Consider the following 21177-nt stretch of genomic DNA (forward strand, 5'->3'; position numbering starts at 1 on the left):
CCCTCTGAAGCCTAAAAAAGCCGTCGACACAAGCTTGTGCCGACAGCGGTCTGCCCGGCATCATATCGGCTTCTTCCTACGGACGTGGCCATCCAAGCCCGCCTCGGGCGATGGCCAAACGGAGCATCGCGCTTGAACCAGAATATCCTGTGGTTGCACGAACTGCGCTTGGCCGACCTGGCCCGCGTTGGCGGCAAGAATTCGTCGCTGGGCGAAATGATCGGCAATCTCGCCGGGCTGGGGGTGTCTGTCCCCGGCGGTTACGCAACCACCGCTGAAGCCTTCAAGGACTTCATCGCGCACAACGACCTGTCCAAGCGCATTTTCGACAAGCTGGCCACGCTGGACGTGGAAGATGTCGCCGCGCTGACCGTGGCCGGCAAGGAAATCCGCGACTGGGTGATCGATGCCCCGCTGCAGCCGCAGCTGGACCAGGACATCCGCAGCGCCTACCGGCAGCTGTGCGACGAAAACGGCGGCGGCGACGTGGCCGTGGCGGTGCGTTCGTCGGCCACTGCCGAAGACCTGCCCGATGCCTCCTTCGCCGGCCAGCAGGAAACCTTCCTCAACGTGACCGGCGCCGACGATGTCGTGCACAAGGTCAAGGAAGTGTTCGCCTCGCTGTACAACGACCGCGCCATCGCCTACCGCGTCCACCACGGCTTCAAGCACGAAGACGTGTTCCTGTCCTCGGGCGTGCAGCTGATGGTGCGCTCCGGCGTGGGTTCGTCCGGCGTGCTGTTCACCCTGGACACCGAATCGGGCTTCCGCGACGTGGTCTTCGTGACCGCCTCGGTCGGCCTGGGCGAAATGGTCGTGCAGGGCGCGGTCAACCCGGATGAGTTCTACGTCTACAAGCCCACGCTGAAGGCCGGCAAGCCGGCGATCCTGCGCCGCTCGCTGGGCAGCAAGGCAATCCGCATGGTGTATTCGGATGTCCCCGGTGAGCGCGTGCGCACCGAAGACACCCCGGCCGAACTGCGCAACACCTTCTCCATCAGCGACGAGGACGTGCAGGAACTGTCCAGGCAGGCGCTGATCATCGAAGAACACTACGGCCGCCCGATGGACATCGAGTGGGCCAAGGACGGGGTGAGCGGCAAGCTGTTCATCGTCCAGGCGCGCCCGGAGACGGTGAAGTCGCGTGGCCATGCCACCCAGATCGAACGCTTCGCGCTGAACCAGAAGGACGGCAAGGTGCTGGCCGAAGGCCGTGCGGTGGGTGCCAAGATCGGTGCCGGCACCGCCCGCGTGGTCCGCTCGCTGGAAGACATGGCCCGCGTGCAGCCCGGCGATGTGCTGATTGCCGACATGACCGACCCCGATTGGGAGCCGGTGATGAAGCGCGCCTCGGCGATCGTCACCAACCGTGGCGGCCGTACCTGCCACGCGGCGATCATCGCCCGTGAGCTGGGCGTGCCGGCGGTGGTCGGTTCGGGCAACGCGACCCACCTCATCCAGGATGGCCAGGAAGTGACGGTCAGCTGCGCCGAGGGCGATACCGGCTTCATCTACGAAGGCATCCTCGGCTTCGAGCGCACCACCACCGACCTGGGCAACATGCCGCCGGCGCCGTTGAAGATCATGATGAACGTGGCCAACCCGGAACGTGCCTTCGACTTCGGCCAGCTGCCGAACGCCGGCATCGGCCTGGCCCGCCTGGAAATGATCATCGCCAGCCACATCGGCATCCATCCCAACGCGCTGCTGGAATATGACCGCCAGGATGCGGCGACCAAGAAAAAGATCGACGAGAAGATCGCCGGTTACGCCGATCCGGTCAGCTTCTATGTCGGCCGCCTGGCCGAAGGCATCGCCACGCTGACCGCCTCGGTGGCGCCGCACCCGGTGATCGTGCGCCTGTCGGACTTCAAGTCCAACGAGTACGCCAACCTGATCGGCGGCAGCAACTACGAGCCGCACGAAGAGAACCCGATGATCGGCTTCCGCGGCGCCAGCCGTTACGTCGACCCGAGCTTCTCGGCCGCCTTCGCGCTGGAATGCCAGGCCGTGCTGCGCGTGCGCAACGAGATGGGCCTGGACAACCTGTGGGTGATGATTCCGTTCGTGCGCACGCTGGAAGAAGGCCGCAAGGTCGTCGAAGTGCTCGAACAGAATGGCCTCAAGCAGGGCGAGAACGGCCTGAAGATCATCATGATGTGCGAAGTGCCGTCCAATGCACTGCTCGCCGATGAGTTCCTGGAGATCTTCGACGGCTTCTCGATCGGTTCCAACGACCTGACCCAGCTGACCCTGGGCCTGGACCGCGATTCGTCGATCGTCGCGCACCTGTTCGACGAGCGGAACCCGGCGGTGAAGAAGCTGCTGTCGATGGCGATCAAGTCGGCACGCGCCAAGGGCAAGTACGTCGGCATCTGCGGCCAGGGCCCGTCCGATCACCCCGACCTTGCCGAATGGCTGATGCAGGAAGGCATCGAGTCGGTGTCGTTGAACCCGGACACCGTGGTCGACACCTGGTTGCGTCTGGCCAAGCTGAAGGCCAAGGGCTGATCCAGCTGCAGCAGCAACAGACAAACCCCCGCGCAAGCGGGGGTTTTGTTTTGCCCCCCCGTAGAGCCGACCGTTGGTCGGCTGCCGCGCCTTGGCGCGGCGGATGCATCCGTAGAGGGGGTGTTGGCGCGGAAAGCAGCCCACCAACGGTCAGCTCTACGGCGCACCCGCCCTCTTCCCGACACCCACGCCCGTACTCACCTGATACCCCGGCCCCCTCGCAATGCGCACCCTGATGGCATGCCCAGCCCGCGCCTCCACATCGGCCGTTGTTCCAGCATCGGCAGCGTCTATGCGCTGACCAGCGTCACCGCTGCACGCACGCCCTACTTCGGCCAACCGGCCCTCGCGGCGCAGGTCATGCAGGTATTGCACGCGTTGCAACAGGAGCAACGGGCATGCAGCCTCGCCTGGGTGGTCATGCCTGACCACGTGCACTGGCTGATGCAGCTCAAGCACGGTTCGCTCGGCGCCTGCATGCGGCGCTTCAAGTCGCGCAGCAGCCTGCTGATCAACCGCCAGCTGCAGCGCAGCGGTCGCATCTGGCAACCTGGATCCTTCGACCATGCGATGCGCAGCGACGAAGACCTTCGCCACCAGGCCACCTACCTCCTTGCCAACCCGGTCCGCGCCGGCCTGGTCGATACCATCGCGCAGTATCCATTTTCATGGTGCAGGTGGCCGCTGGAGCACACCGCCCCGTAGAGCCGACCGTTGGTCGGCTGCCGCGCCTTGGCGCGGCGGATGCATCCGTAGAGGGGGTGTTGGCGCGGAAAGCAGCTGACCAACGGTCAGCTCTACGTTCCCGCAGGAAAGCAGCCGACCAACGGTCGGCTCTACGTTCACCCGCGCGTTTACACAGTTGCGGCCGCCATGTCGTTGGCAACGTCCTCAGCCGGCGGGTAATCGGTGAAGCCCTGCTCGGCTCCCCCGAAGAACGTCGCCTTGTCCGGCGCGTTCAATGCCAGCCCCTGCTGCAGCCGCGCCGGCAGGTCCGGGTTGGCGATGAATGGCCGGCCGAAGCCAATCAGATCCGCCCAACCCCTGGCCAGTGCCTCTTCGGCGCGTTCCACGGTGTATTTGCCGGCGTAGATCAAGGTGCCGCGGTAGAGCATGCGCAACGCCTCCTTGAACGCCACCGGCATCTCCGGCGCATCGTCCCAATCGGCCTCGGCGATATGCAGGTAACCCACGCCGATGCTGTCCAGCAGGTGCGCGGCCGCCAGGTAGGTGGCCTGCGGGGTGTCATCGACCGCACCCTGCAAGGTGGTCAGGGGCGCCAGCCGCACGCCGACGCGTTCGGCACCGATCTCGGCAGCCACCGCGTCGGCCACTTCACGCAGGAAACGCAGCCGATTGTGCAGCGAACCGCCGTAGCCATCGGTGCGCGCGTTGGCCTGCGAATCGATGAACTGGTTGATCAGGTAGCCGTTGGCGCCGTGCAGTTCGATGCCGTCGAAACCGGCCTCGATGGCATTGCGTGTCGCCCGGGCGTAATCGCGCACGATGCCGGGAATTTCCTCGACCGCCAGCGCGCGCGGCATCGAGTGCTGGATCATTTCGCCGACCCCGGCCTGCGGGCCCCTGCCCTGCGGATCAACGAACACCTTGACCCCGTCGGCCTGCAGCGCCGAAGACGAGACCGGTGCGGCACCGCCGGGCTGCAAGGTGGTGTGCGACACCCGGCCCACGTGCCACAACTGGGCCACGATGCGGCCCCCGGCAGCATGAACCGCATTGGTGGTGGCGCGCCAGCCGGTTACCTGCGCCGCATCGTGGATGCCCGGCGTCCAGGCATAGCCCTGGCCCTGCGGGCTGATCTGGGTGCCTTCGCTGACAATCAGCCCGGCCGAGGCACGCTGGGCGTAGTACTCGGCCATCAGCGGCGTGGCCACGTTGCCGGCGGCGGCGCGCGAGCGAGTCATCGGCGGCATCACGATACGGTTGGGCAGCATCAGCGCGCCCATGCGATAGGGGGTGAACAACATGATTCAATCCTTGCGGGAAGAGGGGGGAACCAACACCGGTTGGAGGTCGGGCAACAGCAGGTCCAGGTCCACCGCCTCGGCCAGGGCGCGGTTGCCGGCATCGCCGGGGTGCAGCCGGTCACCGGAGTCGTAGGCGGCAAGCAGGCGTGCCGGATGCAGCGGGTCGCGCAGTACGGCATCGGCATCGATCACCGCGTCGAAGGCGCCGCCATGACGGATCCAGTCGTTGAGCTGGTGCCGCAGCGCGTCCTTGTCGGGGTGGTAGTAATTGTCCAGCGGGGTGCCCGGCAGCGCGCCTTGGAACGGCGCCACGGTCATGCCGATCACCCGCACGCCCTGTCGATGGGCCTGCGCAACCAGCTGCCGGTAGCCGGCCATGAGCGCGTCCAGCGTCGGACGCGGTGCCGTGGGCTCGAATGCGGTGCCCGGCCAGGCGATGTCGTTGATGCCGATCAACACCACCACGGCGTGCACGCCGGGCTGGCCGAGCGCATCGCGCTGCAGCCTGGCCAAGGCGCTGTCGCCCATCCCGCCGCTGAGCAGGCGGCCGCCGGAAATGCCGGCATTGATCACCGCCACCGCGTGCGGTGCCAAGCGCTCGGCCAGCAGGTCCGGCCAGCGCGTATCGCGGTCCAGGCTGGCGGTGGCGCCATCGGTGATCGAGTCGCCGATCACCGCAACCGCGTGGGCCGGGGCCGTTGCCCGCGATTCAACCTCGATGGCGGTCAACAGCGGACGCGCGGTGGTGGATACGGTGCCGGGCCGGTCCAGGTCCCAGCGCGTGGTTGCGGTCTGGTCGCCGGCCGCGATCCAGCCGGTCTGGCGGCCATCCCAGTGGAAGGTGGTGATCGGGGTGGGCTCGGGCAGGTACAGGCTGACCGTGACCCGGCCAAGCGCCTGGACCGGCAACGCCACCGGGTCGCTGAGCAGGGGCGCGCCCGCTGCGATGCTGGCACCGGCCTGGCCATCGAAGCGGACCTCGCGCAGGCTGCCGGCGACCACGGCGCCGTCCGCGCCGGTCAGCCCCACCGTCACCTTGCCGATGCGCAGCGGCTGCCTGCCATAGGCGTTGGACAGCACGATGCGCAGCCGCGGCCCGCCCAGGCTCACCCGCGCCACCTGGCGCACGCTCTGGTCCTGCAACTGCGCCGGCAGGTTGCTGGGGAACAGGAAATCGCGGCCCCACACCGGCTGCGGGCTGGCCGTCCAGCTGCTGATCCAGGCCGAGGGTACCGGCGCAGCGGCATGGACCGGGCCCAACAGCAACGCGGAGGCAACCAGGGCAGTGGCGACGGCAGGAAGTGGGGAAGGCATGGGCATGGGGGGCGCCAACAATCGGGGAGGCCATGATGAATGGGTGCCCCAACGTGTACTAGACTGCCCTGCGGAAAAACATTTGTGACTTGAAATCAACAAGGAGGCCGACATGGCCCGTCAGGACGTCAACCGATCCGGCGAACTGGAAGTGTTCGCACGGGTGATTGAACTGGGTGGCTTCTCGGCCGCCGCGCGCGCCTGCGGCATGACCCCGTCGGCGGTGAGCAAGCTGGTGGCACGGCTCGAGCAGCGCCTGGGCACGCGCCTGGTCAACCGCTCCACCCGCCAGCTGCAGCTGACCGCCGAAGGCTGCGTGTTCTACGAACGCGGGGTGCGCATTCTGGCCGACCTGGACGAAGCCGAGCGCTGCGCCAGCGTGCACGACACCCCGCGCGGGCGGGTACGGGTCAGCGCCAACGTGCCGTTCGGCCACCATTTCCTGCTGCCGCTGGCGCCGGTCTTCCTGGACCGTTTCCCGGCGGTGAGCCTGGATATCAGCCTCAGCGACGAGGTCATCGACCTGCTGGAACAGCGCACCGACGTGGCCGTGCGCGCCGGCCCGTTGAAGGACTCGCGGCTGGTCGCGCGGCGGCTTGGCCAGACCCGGCTGGTGGTGGTGGGCGCCCCGGCCTACCTGCAGCGTCATGGCCTGCCGACCCATCCCGATGACCTGGCCACGCACAACCTGCTGACCACACAACACCTGCGGGCCCGGCCGGACTGGCCACTGCGGCGTGGCGATGACGAACGCAGGATCACTCCGCACGGCAATGCCCAGGCCAGCGATGGCCAGGCGCTGCATCAGCTGGCGTTGGCCGGGCTGGGATTGACCCGGTTGGCCGCCTTCCAGGCCCGCGATGACATCGCCGCCAGACGCCTGGTGCCGGTGCTGGAAGACTGGAATCCGGGCGACGTCGAAGCGATCCACGCGGTATTCGTCGGCCAGGGCGGCCACCTGCCGCTACGGGTGCGCGCGCTCCTGGATTTCCTTGCCGAGCATGTCCACATCAGCGCCGGATGAGCGTTGCGCGATGCGGGCAAGTGCCTGCGCGCCGGGCTAGTGGTCCTTCGCCGCCAGCATCGCGTACGCGGCGCGCACGGCCTCGTAGCCGTAGGTGCGCTCCAACCGGCGCACGATGAAGTGACCCCGCGCCATGTCCTGGTAGTAATCGGTGAACATGGTGTTGAGGGTCGCCCCGGTGACCGCACCGATGATCGGCACGGCCTGCGCGGCGAACTTTTCGGTGACCACCACGCCAAAACGCGCGGCGACTTTCTCCACGATCTTGGCCAGCCATTTGCCCGCTTCTTTCGGTGTCAGGCCGATCATCACCCCGCCACCGCCTGCGGCACGCCCGGCCAGTTCGGCCGACAGGTGGCGCATCACTTCGGCGGTGAAACCGCGGGTGATGTAGTACCCGGTCTCGCTGGCGTCGTCGCTGCCCGCGTTGCCGCCCAGGGCGAACACTTCCAGGCAGGCGTGGCGGGTGCTCAGCTCGCTCAGGTCGAAGCCCTCGCTGCGGGCCACGTCGGCCACCGAGCGCATCATGATGGTGGTCGATACCGGCAGCTCGATGAACAGCGAGGCAAAACCAAACGCACCGCCGACCGCACCGCTGGTGGCAGCGGCCAGCTTGTGCCAGCGCGTGGAGGCGGCCTTGCCCGGCGTATTCTGCATGCTCCACAACGCCGCCTGGGCCGACTTGAACAGTGCGGCTTCAACCGCGCCATGGATCCGCCGGGACACCGACTGCGGCAGTTTCTTCACCGCAAACTCCAGCGGCGAACCGATCAGGTTGGCCATCTTGGCAGTCAGCGTCGGCGATTCCAGCAGCGCGACGGCGCGCTGCAGGTCGGCCCAATCCTGCGAGGTCGGCAGGATCTGCGTTTCCAACGGGGGTGGCATGCTGCGCGCGATCTCGTTCATGGCCCGGATCATAGCCCCGCCCGGTTGAACGGTTTGTGCGTGCCAGGCAGCGCCCGGCACGCGGTCAGGCAGGCAGGCCGGACAGCGCGCCCATGAACTGGCGGTAGTGGCGCAGTTCCTCGATCGAATCGTGCACGTCGCTCAGCGCCGTGTGGCTGGAGGTTTTGCCCACGCCGGCGGCCACCGCCGGTGCCCAGCGCCGGGCCAGTTCCTTGACCGTGGACACATCCAGGTTGCGGTAGTGGAAGTACTTCTCCAGGCGCGGCATGCCGCGGTGCAGGAAACGGCGGTCCTGGCAGATCGAGTTGCCGCACATCGGCGACGCGCCGGCCTTGATCCATTGCGCCAGGAAGTTCACCGTCTGCGCCTCGGCATGGCCCAGCGTCACCTGGCTGTCGACCACGCGTTGCCACAGGCCCGAGCGGCGATGCTGGGTGCGGTTCCACTCGTCCATCGCCTCCAGCCGTTCGACCGGATGGTGGATGGCAAATTCAGGACCTTCGGCCAGGACGTTCAACTGCGCATCGGTCACCACCGTGGCGATCTCGATGATCGCATCGGTGTCGGTATCCAGACCGGTCATTTCCAGGTCGATCCAGATCAGTCGTTCGCCTTCTGCGCCGTTGTCGGCCATGTCGTCGCCTTGTGCATGGGCCGTACGCCGCAGCGCCGACCCGATTGGGGAAAGGGCGCCATGATACCGCCATCGCGTCATCGTCCCGTCGCGGCATGCGCCGCGCCGCCGCGCCTATTCCGGCTGCAGCGGCGGTTTGCCGCGCTTGGCCCGGAAATAGTTGGTCAGCCGCGTGCTTGCCTCCTTGGCCAACACGCCGGCATGCACCTCCACGCGGTGGTTGTGGCGCGCATCGCCGACCAGGTCGAACACGCTGCCGCAGGCACCGGTCTTGGGGTCGCTGGCCGCGTACACCAGCCGCGCCACCCGCGCATGCACCATCGCCATTGCACACATCGCGCAGGGTTCCAGGGTGACATACAGGGTGCTGCCGAGCAGCCGATGGTTGCCCAGCGCCCTGCCCGCCCGGCGCATCGCCACGATTTCGGCGTGCGCACTGGGGTCGTGGTCGGCAATGTTGAGGTTCCAGCCTTCGCCCAGCACCTCGCCCTCGGCGCTGACCAGCAGCGCACCGACGGGAATTTCGTTGAACTCGCGTTCGGCGCGCTCGGCCAGCGCCAGCGCATGCCGCATCCAGTGTTCGTCCTGGTCATGCACCGGAATGCCCAGCGGTGGCGGTGACGGGGGCGACAGCCGCTCAACCACGGCCATCGGCCTTGCGCACGAACGCCTCGAACGCGGCCAGGGTGGCCTCGCTGACATGGTGCTCGATACCCTCGGCATCGCGCCGGGCCGAATCGGCATCCACGCCCAGTGCCAGCAGGAACCGCTCGACGGTCTGGTGGCGCGCGCGCATTTCCACGGCCAGTGCTTCGCCGGCCGGGGTCAGGAACACGCCGCGATACGGCCGCTGCACGGCCCAGCCTTCCTTGACCAGGCGCTTGAGCGCCTTGGCCACGGTCGGCTGCGCTACCCCAAGGCGGGTGGCGATATCGACCTGGCGGGCCTCGCGGCCATCGGCGATCAGATCGGCGATCAGCTCCACGTAGTCCTCGACCAGTTCCGAGCGCCGGGCCTCGCGGACCTGTACGAAACCCTCCGCGTGCGCTTCGGCGGCAAGCAGGGGCGATTTCCTGGACATAGGGGCTGGCGGCATGGGCGCGCGGGATCCGGGGCGGCCGACAACGGCAATGCGGCCATTCTACGCGCAGGGCTGACCGGGGGCAGCAGCACGGGCAGGTTGCGCGATAATGGCGCTCCCGCCACGACGGCGCCTGCAGCACACCCTCGATATGCACGACCTGCCCCCCCTTCCGGCTATCGCGTTGGGCCACTATCGCCACTTCAAGGGTGGCAACTACGAGGTAGTGGGCGTGGTCCGCCACAGCGAATCGCTGGAGCCGCTGGTGCTGTACCGCCCGCTGGATTCGGACGTGGGCCTGTGGGTGCGCCCGTATGCGATGTTCGTGGCCGAAGTCGAGGTGGATGGCCACCGCCAGCCGCGCTTTGCGGCCATCGCAGTGCGTTGACGCCGGGCGGGCAGGCCGCAAGGGCCCCTCGGCGCTGCGGTTACGCGCGCAACCGCAGGTTTCGTAGAAGTTGCATGGTCAACGGCGCCGCAGGACCGGATCCTGCGTGGTTCCCAGCACGTCAGACGGCAATCGCCGTGCGTGCATCCGCTGGAGAACCTCCCTTGTTGATCCACCTGACCCGGCTCATCCGCCTGGCCCTGGCCGGCCTGCTGACTGCGTTGACGGCGTGCGAAGCGCCCCGCGCTGCCGAGCCCGTCGCCATTCCCGGCTCGATCGTGAGCCTGCGGCCTCCGCCGGGCTTCACCGCCGCCACCACCTTCTCCGGCTTTACCGCCGACGACGGCAAGGCCAGTGTGCTGGTCGCCGAGCTGCCCCCCGAAGCGGCCACCGCCGTGGCCGGTATGTTCGCCGACCTGCCCACCGCACAGCGTGTCTTTGCCCGCCAGGGCGTGGACGTTGCGCAGTTGCAGTCGCTCAGTGCACAGGGCGCGTCCGTCCCGGTGGTGATCGGCACGCAGGCAGCGCATGGGCTGCTGTTCAACAAATGGATCGCGCTGTATCGCGGCAGCCGGACCGTGCTGGTCACCGTCCAGATACCGGTGCACTCGGTGCTGAAGCCTGACCAGATACGCGCCACGCTGGCCTCGGTGACACTGGGTACACCGGCCACGCTGGAGGACAAACGTGCCGCACTGCCCTTCATCGCGATCCCGGCGCCTCCGTTCCGGATCATCGACAGCCTGGGCGGATCCTCGATCGTGATGACGGCAGGCGATCAGGACGTGGATCCCGACCGCGTGCAACCGCTGGTGATCATCGCCTCACAACTGGCGCTGCCGGCCAGCGCAACCGATGTCGGCCGCCTTTCCAGCACATTGCTTGCCGGCACCCGCGAACTGCAGCACGGCAGCGTGCAGGCGCGCCGTACGGTGGTTTTCGCCGGCATCGACGCCGAGCAGGTCACCGGCACCCTGCCCGGCGGCGGACGCTTCACCCACTACCTCGCGCTTTGGCCCGGCCAGCGCTATGTGCGAATGGTCGCGATCGTGCCTCCGGGACAGGCCGACGACGTGCAGGCCGGCATTGACGCCATTGCCGAGTCGGTCCGGTTCCGCGAGCCCATCGGTTCGGGCCCCGGGCCTGCGGCCGCGCCCTGAGCCGCGGTTGCGGGGGTTCCCCCGCCGCTGGCGCGAGGGACCGGCGCCGAGTGTGAACACAGCTTTCCAGCCGCTACGTGGCCGCATGCTGCGGCGCAGCAGTACAATCCCTGTCCGTCCCTGCTGCACCCTGTCCGCATGAGCCCCTCCCCCGTTCCCCTTGCCGCCCGCCTGACCCCACGCCAGCGCACCTTCATCCTGCTGGCACTGTCGCTGGGTGGCTTTGCCATCGGCACCAGCGAGTTCGCCAGCATGGGCCTGATGCTGGAGATCAGCCGTGGGTTGTCGATCAGCGAAACCCAGGTGGGGCATCTGATCAGCGCCTATGCGATCGGCGTGGTGGTGGGCGCGCCGGTGCTCGCCTTCGCCGGTGCCGGCTATGCGCGCCGCACGTTGCTGCTGGCGCTGATGGGCTTCTACGCGGTGGGTAACCTGGCCAGTGCACTGGCCCCGAGCTACGGCACCATGCTGATCGCACGGTTTGTCGCCGGCCTGCCGCATGGCGCCTACTTCGGCGTGGCGATGCTGGTGGCCGCCGCGATCAGCCCGCCCGCACAACGTGGCGCGGCGGTGTCCAAGGTGTTGCTGGGGTTGTCGGTGGCGATCCTGGTCGGCAATCCGCTGACCACCTGGCTGGGCCAGCAGTTCACCTGGCGCACCGCGTTCGCCCTGGTCAGCGTGCTGGCCATCGCCACGGTGGTGATGATCGCGCGCTTCCTGCTGCCCGATCCCGATGAGGTACGCACCTCGCCGATGCGCGAGCTGCGTGCATTCAACCGCACCCAGGTGTGGCTGGCGCTGGCGATCGGCTCGATCGGTTTTGCCGGCATGTTCTGCGTGTTCACTTACCTGGCCCCGACCCTGGTGCAGGTGACCGGCCTGGCCGAATCGTGGATGCCGCTGGCGGTGGGCATCTTCGGTGTCGGCGCGATCATCGGCAACGTGGCCGGGGGCTGGCTGGTGGACCGGTTCCAGTTCCGTGCGGCCGCAGTGGTGCTGCTGTGGTCGATCGTGGTGCTGCTGGCCTACCCGCTGGCCGCGCAGTCGGTGTGGAGCATCTTCCCGATGATCATCGCGGTGGGCACGATGGGCGCGCTGGCCGCGGTGCTGCAGACCCGGTTGATGGATGTGGCCGGCGAAGCGCAGACCCTGGCGGCCGCCTCCAACCACGCCGCATTCAATACGGCCAACGCGCTGGGCCCGTGGTTTGGCGGCATGGCGATCGGCGCCGGATTCAGCCCGGCCACCACCGGTTACGTGGGTGCGGCCACCGCGCTCGGCGGCCTGCTGCTGTGGGGCGTGGCGGTGCTGGTGGACCGCCAGTCGCGCACGGCTGCGATGGCCTGCAGCGACGGTTGATGCCGCGCTGCACCCGGTGAGCGATCTGTGGGGTAGTGGTTTCAGCGTGCCGGCATTACCATCGCCGGCCGCCTGACTGGATGGCGTGTGCGCTTTCTGGAAACACCGATGACCTCTGAGTGGACCCCATCGCCGCAGGGCCTGCGCCTCACGCGTTCGCCGCCCTGGCAGTTGCGCATGACCGCAACGCAGATCGAACTGCAGACCGGGGCGCACGTGTATCGCCTGCCCTTGGCCGCCGCCGCTGCGCTGACCGTGCAGCGCGGGCTGCTCTGGTCGCGGCTGGACCTGCAGGCCGACGACGGCGTGGTGAGCGTGGACGGCCTGCCCAACGCACAGGCGCGCCTGTTGCAGGCCGCACTCGACCACGCCAGGCAGGCACGCAGGGCCGACCAGCAGCTGCACGACGCGCGCGACGCCCTGGCGCAGATTCGCGGGTGGCTGGCCGAGGCCGATGCGCACCTGCACCAGGCCGACGCGCAGCAGCGCTGGTTCACCACCGCGCAGCAGCAGGCGCTGCTGCAGCGCCGCCCTGAGCTGCCGCTGGACGAGGACGCGCTGTGGGCGGTGTTCGATGATCCGGTGCTGCGCAGCCAACTGCCCGGGGAGGCGGCGTCGATCGAAGATGACCTGGGCCGCTGGTGCGCGGATTGGGTAGCCACGTGGGAGACGCGCAACGAGGAGTACCTGCGCGCCGAACAGGTCCGTGCGCGGCCGCTGCTGGATCGTCTGGAACAGCAACCGCTGACCGACCAACAGGTCCGCGCGGTACTGTGCATGGACAGCCGCGTGCTGGTGGTGGCCGCCGCCGGTTCCGGCAAGACCTCCACGATGGTCGGCAAGGCTGCCTATGTCATCGATCGTGGCTGGGTGCCGGCCGAACGCATCGTGATGCTGGCCTTCAACAAGGATGCCGCCACCGAACTGCAGCAGCGCACCCGGCATGCCCTGCAGCGCTTGGGCATGGACGATGTGAGCGTGCCTGCGCTGACCTTCCACGCGCTGGGACGGCAGATCATCGGCCAGGCGACCGGGCGGCTGCCGGAGGTGCCGGACTGGGCGATGGATGCGACCCAGGGGTTCCACCGGCTGGCCGACCTGATCGACCAGTTGAAAGACCGCTCACACGCATTCCGCACCCAGTGGGACATGTTCCGCCTGGTGTTCGGGCGCGACCTGCCGGTGCTGGGCGTCGCTGGCGGTGCCGATGGCTGGGACCCCGACGGGCGCGGCTACGTGCTCACCCTGCAGGGCGAGCGCGTGGGCAACATCGAGGAATGCCTGGTCGCCGACTGGCTGTTCTACAACGGCGTGGGCTACCGCTACGAACGCGGCGACGGGTTTGATCCAGCCACCGATCATGTCCAGCGCGGCCACGCCCGCTTCCACTACGCCACGACGACGCTGCGCCATGTGCATCACGTTGCCGGGGGCGCGCCAGCGCAGCGCTCCAGCACGCCAGCCGGTGACACCGCCGACCGGATCCAGACCCACTCTGCCGAGCTGCGCAGCGGCGTGTTGTTCGAGCGGCTCGGCGCGGCGCTGGCCCGCCATGGCATCGGGCTGGACCCGCACCCGGACCGCGCGCTGCCCGACGGCGGTGCACGGCCGATGCCCGACACCGAACTGATCGCGCTGGTACGCACCTTCATCAGCCACGCCAAGAGCAACGGGCTGTCCGTGGCGGCCATGGCCGAGCGCCTGCGCGCGTTGCCCGATGACCAGTTCAAGCATCGCCACCGCCTGTTCCTGGCGCTGGCCGCGCCGATCCTGCAGGCCTGGGATGACGCGCTGGCCGCCGCGCATGCGATCGACTTCGAGGACATGCTCAACCAGGCCGCCGAGCACCTCGAGCAAGGCCGTTACCACGCGCCATATGCGCTGGTGATGGTTGATGAGTTCCAGGATGCGTCGCGCGCCCGGGCCCGCCTGTGCCGGGCGCTGGTGCAGGCGCCGGGCCGGCATCTGTTCGCGGTGGGCGACGACTGGCAGTCGATCAACCGCTTCGCCGGCGCCGACGTCTCGGTGATGGCCGGCTTCGTCGAGTGGTTCGGCCATGGCCAGGTCCTGAAGCTGGAGCAGACCTTCCGCTGCCCGCAGGCGTTGTGCGATGTGTCCAGCCGGTTCATCGCCAAGAACCCGGTGCAGATCGCCAAGCAGGTGCGCTCCCACACGCCCGCGCAGGGCCCTGCACTGCAGGCCTTCCAGGTGACCCACCGCGACCACTTGCAGGATGCGGTGGGCCAGTATCTGCAGCAACTGCAGCGGCAGCTGTTGCGCGGCGAGCGCGCGCCCGGCCGCAGCGGCAGGCTGTCGGTGTTGGTGCTGGGCCGCTACAACGCCGACCGTGCGTTCGTGCCGCCGGACTGGCAGGCCCGTTTCGGGCAGCAGCTGGAGGTCCAGTTCCTTACCGCGCACCGCTCCAAGGGCACCGAAGCCGATGTGGTGATCCTGCCGGCGATGCTGGAGCGCAGCTTCCCCAACACCCGCGCCGAGGACCCGGTGCTGGCGCTGGCCATGCCACACGCCGATGCCTACCCACTGGGTGAAGAGCGCCGCCTGTTCTATGTCGCGCTGACCCGCGCGCGGCGCACGGTGGCGATGTTCAGCGTACGCGGGCGACGCTCGCCGTTCCTGACCGAATTGATCGATGAGGGTGCCGTGCGGGTCACCGCGCTGACCGGCGAGGCGATCCACGAGACGCCCTGCCCGGCCTGCGATGGCGGGGTGATCGTGCAGCGCAGCGGCGCCTATGGCAGCTTCCAGTCGTGCTCGGGCTATCCGCGCTGCCAGTACAAGCCCGCGCGCGACGGCGACCGGCTACGAAGCAGCCCTGCCGACGCCTGAGCGCCGGCCGCGTCACAGCTCCGGCCGGGCGCTGCTGGCCGCGCGCTGCGCATCGATCTGCGCCAGCAGCGCCGGCTTGCCGTCGATGCCGCGCATCGCGCGCAGCCGCCGACGCAGCAGCAGCAGGTCCTGGTCGCGACCGATGCGGTCGCCCAGCCGATGCAGGGCCCGGGCCTGCCGTGCGCTGCCCTGCCCGCGATGGGTATCGGCCAGGGCGTTGTCCAGGTGCGGCAACGCATCCAGTTGCATGCGCAGGCGTCGCACCCGGCGTCGCCACCGATGCAGCAGTTCCGGGTCGGTGCTGTGCCGGGCGCGCGCGGCGGCCTTGAGCGTGCGCCGCTCGCTGCGGGCCACGCCGGCGCGCAGCTCGGCCTTGCGCAGCGCCTGCCAGGGTTGTGCCTCCAGGTCACGCGCCACGCGCTGCAGCGCCTGCCGGCGACGCTGGAAGCCGGGGTCACCCGCGCAGGCACGCTGCATCTGCAGTTCACGCCGGTCCTGCAACGCCTGCAGCACCGGTGTCCAGGGAAGGGCCGGTGCCTGGCGCGCCAACTCAGTGACCGCCTCGACCAGCACGTGGGCATCACGCAACCGCGACAGCCCATCACCGAGCCGGCGCAACCTGCGGTCGGCGTCCTCCAGGTCCAGATCACTGCGCTCGAACAGCGCCAACAGCGAGCGCAACCGGCGCACCGCCTTGCGCGCGGCATGCACCGAGGCATGCTGGCCCGACGCCGATTCCAGCGCGTGGTCGATCGCCTCGCATTCCTGGTGGGCCAACGCGCGTGCGGCGGCCCCGATCGGGTGTGGTGGCATGGCGCTGCCCCGGCCTGGGTGTGCCGCCGGAGTGTAGCCGGTCGCACCGCCCCGCCGGTTCACAGGGGCTCAGCGGCCGCTGCCACCGGCGCTGCCGCGTGGGTGGATCACCGTACGCTCGCGCATCCGGGCGTATTCGCGCTGCGAGCGGACGATGTCGTCAGGTTCGAACCCGGCTGCGGCCAGCAGTGCCTGCGTCGCCGCCGCCGCGCAGGGGTCATCGTCACGCTGGTGCCAGCAGCGCGCCGGAAGGAAATACCCCACTTCGCTGCGGCCGCGCATGATCACCACCGGACGACCGGCAAACAGCACGAACTCGGCCAGGTGCTGGCGCAGCCCCTCGACCGACACGTAAGCCGGCCCAGCGCTGACCAGCGGGCTCTCCAGGGTGGAGCTTTCGAACAGTTTGCGTCGACTCATCGTTTCCTCCGTTGATGCGATGGCGGGCAGCCCGCGGCGGACCGGCTCAGAAGCCGGTATTGAATTCCAGCTGGAACACGTCGATGGCCAGGGGCGGTCCGAACACTTCCTTGGCCGCCATCCATTTGCCGCTGATCCAGCTGCGCCGGTCCAGCGCATAAGCGCCGCCCACGTAGTAGCCGCGCGCGTTGGTACCGCCCAGATGGAAGTTGGGATCATTGAAGGCGTCCGGCAGCGCATCCGGCTCGATCCGCTTGTAGCCGAACAGCGCCTGCCATTGGCCCTTTTCCTTCAGTTCGGTGGCGCCGAAGGTGGCCTGCAGCATCCAGGCGATATCGCCACTGCGCAACGCCTCGGCACCAGTACTGCCACCGGCACCGAAGTTGTTGACGATGCCGCCGTTGGCGCGTGCATACATGGCGTTGCGGTCGTAGGCCAGGTTGCGGATGTAGTCCGCCTCCAGCCGCAGCCCGATCGCTTCGCTCAAGGCAGTGTCCCAGCGCAGATTCAGATCGGCCAGGCGGAACGCCGAGGCCAGGCCCACGTACTGCGGCATCGGCGTGCTGGCCGGATCCAGCGGATTCAACCCGATGTCACGGAGCAGCATCAGCGTGTTGCCCTTCTGCATGTATGCCGGGCGCGACCAGTCGGTATCGCAGCCGACCGCACCGGCATACAGCAGGCACGGCGAGGACACCTGGCCACTGATGTTCTTGTAGTCGTACCAGGCCACGGCTGCGCGCACCCGGTTGCGCTCGTTGAAGCGCCAGTCCAGGCCCACCTGGGCGCCGCTGAGCCACTTGTTCTCGTTGGGGGTCTTGACCTGGCTCTGGCTCGGCGAGTTGTCGCTGGTGTACTCCAGCGGCACCACCGCCAGCGTGCCGAACAACGACAGGCCGTCGGCCGGCAGGTCGTGCTGGAGGTTGGCGGCCAGCCCGTCGAGGTTCAGGTCATTGGAGAACAGCGTGTCGCTGGACCAGAACGGATTGCCGAAGCGGCCGGCCGTGAGCGTGAGCCAGTCGGCCGGCGCATAGGACAGCCAGGCCTGGTCCAGCCACAGCTCTTTCTTGCCCAGGCCGCCGCCGAGTTGTTCGGTGGTCGAGACCGGGCCATTGGTGCTGCCGCTGGCCAGGCGGATGCCCGCGCGGGTGCGTTCGCTGATGTCTGCTTCCACCGCCAGCCGGGCGCGGATCCGCCACAGGTTGCGGCGGTCCTGGCGGGTATTGCGCAGGGGTGGCAACGCCAGGTTGGTGGTGGCGTTGGTGTCGTAGCCGCTGCCGTTGTTGATCGCGGCCCAGTCGATTTCGATGTCGCTGTTGTTGTCCGAGTAGAAGCGCGATTCGTTGCGCACGCGCACGTCGCCACCGACGCGGATGCGCTGGGTCCATTCGGCCACTTCGTTCGGCGCCGCCCACCCCTCCTGGCGGGCCTGGGCCATGACGTCCTGGCGTACTTCGTCACGAATGCCGTCACGCACATGTTGCGGCACGTAGGGCACGCGCACATCGCCCGGCTCCAGTGCCACGCCCCCCGTGCTGCTGGCGGCGGGCATGCTGGCCGCTTCGGCCTGGGCCTGCAGCAGCAGTGCCTGGCCGTCTTCGGGCCGCAGCGCGCCGCTGGCGATCAGGCCCCGGATCAGCTTGACCATGGTGGATTCTTCAGCGGCCATGGCGCCGGCCGGTGCGCCCAGGGCCAGCAGGACGGCGCAGCACAGCAGCAGCCGTCGTGCCGGGCGATGGATCAGGGCGTTGGGTATGCGGTTGCGGTTGTTCATCACGGATCTCGCTGCGAAGGGGAAACGGGACATGCGGAATCATCAGGCACCGGGGCGACGCCCCTGGACCAGGACACGGGCCGGGAAGGTCAGCGACGCGGGCGGGCGTTGGTCCACCTGGCCGAGCTGGCGCAGGGCGTCCAGCACGGCCTGGTCGGCCTCGTCGTTGCCGCTGCCGCGCGTGAGTTCGACCCGGGTGATGCGCCCGTCCGCGGCCATCCAGACATCGACCTGCAACCGGAACGCCAGCCGTTTGATCCGGTCATCGCGGGCGATCGCCTGCTGCATCACATAGCCCAGGTAACGGCCATAGGTGGCGTTGCCGGCGCCGCCGGGACCGGTGCCGCGCATGCCGCCGCCAGCGCCTGAACGGATACCGAAATTGTCGGTACCGGCCTGCGCGTCGGCTTCCATGCTGACCGGGTCGGCGCTGTCGGCGACCGGCTCGGGTTGCTCGGCCGGGGTCGGCTCGATCGGGTCCGGCTCGGTCACCGTCTCCTCCGGAGGCGTCTCAGGCTCCGGCGGCGGTTCCGGCGGCGGTGGCGGCGGTGGAGGGGGCGGCGGCAGGGCCAGCATCTGCGGCGCGGTCACCGGCCGCCGGGTGCTGGCGGTGTCCTTGGTCAGCAGCCACCAGAACAGCGTGGCCAACACCAGCAGCGCCACCGCACACAGCGCCGCGGTAAGCCACCACGGTCGGCGGCGTGCTGGTGTGCCGTTGTCGGGGGAGCGGGAACCGGACACCGGCCCTACCCCTGTGCCTTGCCGGTGACCAGGCCGACCTGGCTCAGTTCGATCCGGCGCAGCAGGTCGAGCACTTCCACCACGCGCGCGTACTGCACCTGCGCATCACCGCGCACGATCACCGGGAAGTCCGGCTGGGTCGCCTTTTCGGTACGCAGGCGATCCTCCAGTTCGGCCAGGCTGACCGGGTAGGCATCCAGGAACACCTGGCCGCTGTTGTCGATCGTGATCGCCTTGGTCTTGGGCTTCTCCAGGGCCATGCTGGAGCTGGCCTTGGGCAGGTTGACCTGGATGCCGGGAATGCTGGCATTGCTGGTGAGGATGAAGATCACCAGCACCACCAGCAGCACGTCCACGAACGGGGTGACGTTGATGCCTTTCTCGCGCTTTTTGATCGCAAACCGCTTGGCCCTGGCCATGACCGCGCCTCAGGCCTGGACCGGGCGCGCGACGGCGGCCGGTGCACTGCGGTCGAACTCTTCGGCCAGGCGCGCGGTGAACTCGTCGACGAACACCGACATGTCCGCGGCGATGGCTTCAGCGCGCGAGGCCAGCCAGTTGTAGCCAAACAACGCGGGGATCGCCACGCCCAGGCCGGCGGCGGTACACAGCAGCGCGGCGGCCATGCCCGGCGCCACCGAGTTGATGTCCACCGCACCGGCCATCGCGGCCACCACGAACACCAGCATGATGCCGATCACCGTGCCGAACAGGCCGATGTACGGCGCGCCTTCGATGGTGGTGGACAGCCAGTTCATGCGCTTGGACATGCGCTCGGTTTCGCGCGTGACTTCGGCATCCATCGAGGCGCGGATCGAGGTGATCGCCGCGGCGGTGAGGCCGTGGTGGTGTGAGCCGCGCCCGTCCATTTCTTCCATGGCGATGCGGTACAGGCGCCACAACGTGGAATTGTCGCGGATCTGCGCGGTCAGCGAACCGGCCTGCTCCAGCGCCTGCAGCGAGGCCACCGGCGCGCCGGCAACCTTGCGGTAGTGCACGGTGAAGGCTTCGTTTGCGCTGGCCACGGTACCGAAGTAGCGGCTCTTGCCGATCATCAGCGCCCAGGACAGCAGCAGCATCAGGCCCAGCACGGCGACCACCACCCAGGCATCGACCGGCATCGCCTTGAGGATGAAACCGAAATGACTGACCCCGGCGGTCTGTTCGTCCGCGCCGTAGCTGGCCAGGCGTGAATCGCCCCCCTGGCTGGCCGCGTCAGCCTGCAGCAGCGCCGCCGAACGGGCCACGCGCGACAGTCGCAGCTCGTCAATGGCACCGTCGAAATTGGCCAGCGGCTCCGCGGCGCCGGCCGCATCGGCACCCAGCACCGGCGCGCTGCTGAAGGCCGGCAATGTACCGGCCAGCTGCGCCACCTCGCGCCCGTTGAGATACAGGTGCAGCTGGCCCTCCGCTGCGGTGAGCGCGACATGCGCCCATTGCCCTTCCGGAATCGGCTGGGCCAGCGTGCTGCGCTGCCCATTGAGCTGGACGAACGGGGCGCGGTCGGCGATGCCGATCAGCAGTTCGCCCTCGCCGTCCCGACGGCTGTAGAGGGCCTGCACACCGGTGGCGGTAGCCGGCTTGATCCACGCCGAAAAAGTGAACGGTGCGCCAGCCTGCTGCGCCAGCGAAGCACTGGCCGGCAGCGGCAGCGCGCTGGCGCCCAACTGCACCCCGCGACCGATCACCGCGCCTTCCGCCGCAGGCACCACGGCCCCGGCATTGTTGCCATAGGCGGTGGTATCGCGCGCCGGCGCGTTGGCATCGGCGAAGTGGTAGACCAGCGTGTAATCGGGGTCGAACACCTGCTGCCCGTTGCTGCCGGCCGGTGCATTCGGGTTGCCGTAGTACATCCAGATCGTCTGCGGGGTACCGGCGACCAACGCCGGCACATCCACCCACACCAGTGCCATGCCCAGGGTCGCATCGAACTGTTCCACCTGGTGGTTGAGCACGGTCCGGCCATCGGCGGAGAGGAAGCGCAGGTCCTTGCCGCCCCCGGCCACGCCATCGAAACCGAAGTTGCCGGTATGCAGCCGCAGCAGTACCGGCGTGCGCCCCGGATCGGCTGCCAGGCCTGCACCCTGCGGGCCGGCATCGAGGGTGATCGGCTTGCGGTAAGGCCATTCGGCCTGCCACCAGTCGGGTGCGGCCGCGGCGGCGACCGGCAATGCCGACAGCGCAGCCAGCAACAGTCGAGGAAGGATACGAGCCATG

At 68.6% G+C, this 21177-nt stretch carries 19 protein-coding genes; 7 read left to right on the plus strand and 12 right to left on the minus strand.

Features of this window, described 5'->3' with window-relative positions:
• Positions 1 to 132 precede the first annotated feature (132 nt).
• Both ppsA and AC3IR9_RS11850 read left to right on the plus strand, forming a co-directional pair.
• Positions 133 to 2511 (plus strand): phosphoenolpyruvate synthase, encoded by a 2379-nt coding sequence (gene ppsA, locus AC3IR9_RS11845; protein WP_489290948.1) that lies wholly within the window; start codon positions 133 to 135, stop codon positions 2509 to 2511.
• 240 nt (positions 2512 to 2751) lie between these two features.
• Positions 2752 to 3216 carry an REP-associated tyrosine transposase gene (locus AC3IR9_RS11850; protein WP_489290949.1) on the plus strand — a complete coding sequence of 155 codons (465 nt, stop codon included), beginning with the start codon at positions 2752 to 2754 and terminating at the stop codon, positions 3214 to 3216.
• 149 nt (positions 3217 to 3365) lie between these two features.
• Here the strand turns inward: AC3IR9_RS11850 and AC3IR9_RS11855 are convergent, their stop codons facing one another.
• Both AC3IR9_RS11855 and AC3IR9_RS11860 read right to left on the minus strand, forming a co-directional pair.
• Positions 3366 to 4499 carry an alkene reductase gene (locus AC3IR9_RS11855; protein WP_489290950.1) on the minus strand — a complete coding sequence of 378 codons (1134 nt, stop codon included), beginning with the start codon at positions 4497 to 4499 and terminating at the stop codon, positions 3366 to 3368.
• Positions 4500 to 4502: 3 nt separating this feature from the next.
• Positions 4503 to 5819 carry an SGNH/GDSL hydrolase family protein gene (locus AC3IR9_RS11860; RefSeq protein WP_489290951.1) on the minus strand — a complete coding sequence of 439 codons (1317 nt, stop codon included), beginning with the start codon at positions 5817 to 5819 and terminating at the stop codon, positions 4503 to 4505.
• Positions 5820 to 5925: 106 nt separating this feature from the next.
• On the opposite strand from AC3IR9_RS11860, the gene AC3IR9_RS11865 reads away from it, so the two are divergent.
• The gene (locus AC3IR9_RS11865; RefSeq protein WP_489290952.1) at positions 5926 to 6837 is read left to right on the plus strand and encodes a LysR family transcriptional regulator; all 912 of its coding nucleotides are present in this window, start codon (positions 5926 to 5928) and stop codon (positions 6835 to 6837) included.
• Positions 6838 to 6873: 36 nt separating this feature from the next.
• On the opposite strand, the gene AC3IR9_RS11870 is transcribed toward AC3IR9_RS11865, so the two are convergent.
• From AC3IR9_RS11870 to mntR, 4 genes are all read right to left on the minus strand, one after another.
• Positions 6874 to 7722, minus strand: a complete 849-nt coding sequence (locus AC3IR9_RS11870; RefSeq protein WP_489295807.1) for an EcsC family protein — start codon at positions 7720 to 7722, stop codon at positions 6874 to 6876.
• Positions 7723 to 7807: 85 nt separating this feature from the next.
• Positions 7808 to 8377: an oligoribonuclease gene (gene orn / locus AC3IR9_RS11875; protein ID WP_489290953.1), complete on the minus strand. Its 570-nt coding sequence runs from the start codon at positions 8375 to 8377 to the stop codon at positions 7808 to 7810.
• 114 nt (positions 8378 to 8491) lie between these two features.
• Positions 8492 to 9028 (minus strand): tRNA adenosine(34) deaminase TadA, encoded by a 537-nt coding sequence (gene tadA / locus AC3IR9_RS11880; RefSeq protein WP_489290954.1) that lies wholly within the window; start codon positions 9026 to 9028, stop codon positions 8492 to 8494.
• Positions 9015 to 9473 carry a manganese-binding transcriptional regulator MntR gene (mntR, locus tag AC3IR9_RS11885; protein ID WP_489290955.1) on the minus strand — a complete coding sequence of 153 codons (459 nt, stop codon included), beginning with the start codon at positions 9471 to 9473 and terminating at the stop codon, positions 9015 to 9017. Before mntR ends, tadA begins: the two co-directional genes overlap by 14 nt.
• Before the next feature lie 136 nt (positions 9474 to 9609).
• On the opposite strand from mntR, the gene AC3IR9_RS11890 reads away from it, so the two are divergent.
• The 4 genes from AC3IR9_RS11890 to AC3IR9_RS11905 all read left to right on the plus strand — a co-directional run bounded on the left by AC3IR9_RS11890 (position 9610) and on the right by AC3IR9_RS11905 (position 15212).
• On the plus strand, positions 9610 to 9846 hold the full coding sequence (locus tag AC3IR9_RS11890) for a DUF1653 domain-containing protein (RefSeq protein ID WP_489295809.1): 237 nt from the start codon (positions 9610 to 9612) through the stop codon (positions 9844 to 9846).
• 164 nt (positions 9847 to 10010) lie between these two features.
• Complete coding sequence (locus AC3IR9_RS11895; RefSeq protein ID WP_489290956.1) at positions 10011 to 11006, plus strand: hypothetical protein; 996 nt, start codon at positions 10011 to 10013, stop codon at positions 11004 to 11006.
• 138 nt (positions 11007 to 11144) lie between these two features.
• On the plus strand, positions 11145 to 12365 hold the full coding sequence (locus AC3IR9_RS11900; RefSeq protein ID WP_489290957.1) for an MFS transporter: 1221 nt from the start codon (positions 11145 to 11147) through the stop codon (positions 12363 to 12365).
• 108 nt (positions 12366 to 12473) lie between these two features.
• Positions 12474 to 15212 carry a UvrD-helicase domain-containing protein gene (locus AC3IR9_RS11905; protein WP_489290958.1) on the plus strand — a complete coding sequence of 913 codons (2739 nt, stop codon included), beginning with the start codon at positions 12474 to 12476 and terminating at the stop codon, positions 15210 to 15212.
• A 12-nt stretch (positions 15213 to 15224) separates the two neighbouring features.
• Here the strand turns inward: AC3IR9_RS11905 and AC3IR9_RS11910 are convergent, their stop codons facing one another.
• From AC3IR9_RS11910 to AC3IR9_RS11935, 6 genes are all read right to left on the minus strand, one after another.
• Positions 15225 to 16025, minus strand: coding sequence for a CHAD domain-containing protein (locus AC3IR9_RS11910; RefSeq protein ID WP_489290959.1), 801 nt, complete (start codon positions 16023 to 16025; stop codon positions 15225 to 15227).
• 69 nt (positions 16026 to 16094) lie between these two features.
• Positions 16095 to 16445: a hypothetical protein gene (locus AC3IR9_RS11915; RefSeq protein WP_489290960.1), complete on the minus strand. Its 351-nt coding sequence runs from the start codon at positions 16443 to 16445 to the stop codon at positions 16095 to 16097.
• A 46-nt stretch (positions 16446 to 16491) separates the two neighbouring features.
• On the minus strand, positions 16492 to 18219 hold the full coding sequence (locus tag AC3IR9_RS11920) for a putative porin (RefSeq protein ID WP_489290961.1): 1728 nt from the start codon (positions 18217 to 18219) through the stop codon (positions 16492 to 16494).
• A 42-nt stretch (positions 18220 to 18261) separates the two neighbouring features.
• A complete protein-coding gene (locus AC3IR9_RS11925; protein ID WP_489290962.1) occupies positions 18262 to 18960 on the minus strand; it encodes a cell envelope integrity TolA family protein in 699 nt (232 codons plus the stop codon).
• Positions 18961 to 18965: 5 nt separating this feature from the next.
• Entirely contained in the window at positions 18966 to 19379 is a 414-nt protein-coding gene (locus AC3IR9_RS11930) for an ExbD/TolR family protein (protein WP_489290963.1), read from the minus strand.
• A 9-nt stretch (positions 19380 to 19388) separates the two neighbouring features.
• Positions 19389 to 21176: a DUF2341 domain-containing protein gene (locus tag AC3IR9_RS11935; protein ID WP_489290964.1), complete on the minus strand. Its 1788-nt coding sequence runs from the start codon at positions 21174 to 21176 to the stop codon at positions 19389 to 19391.
• Position 21177 lies beyond the last annotated feature (1 nt).

This window comes from Stenotrophomonas sp. GL_101, assembly GCF_057835675.1.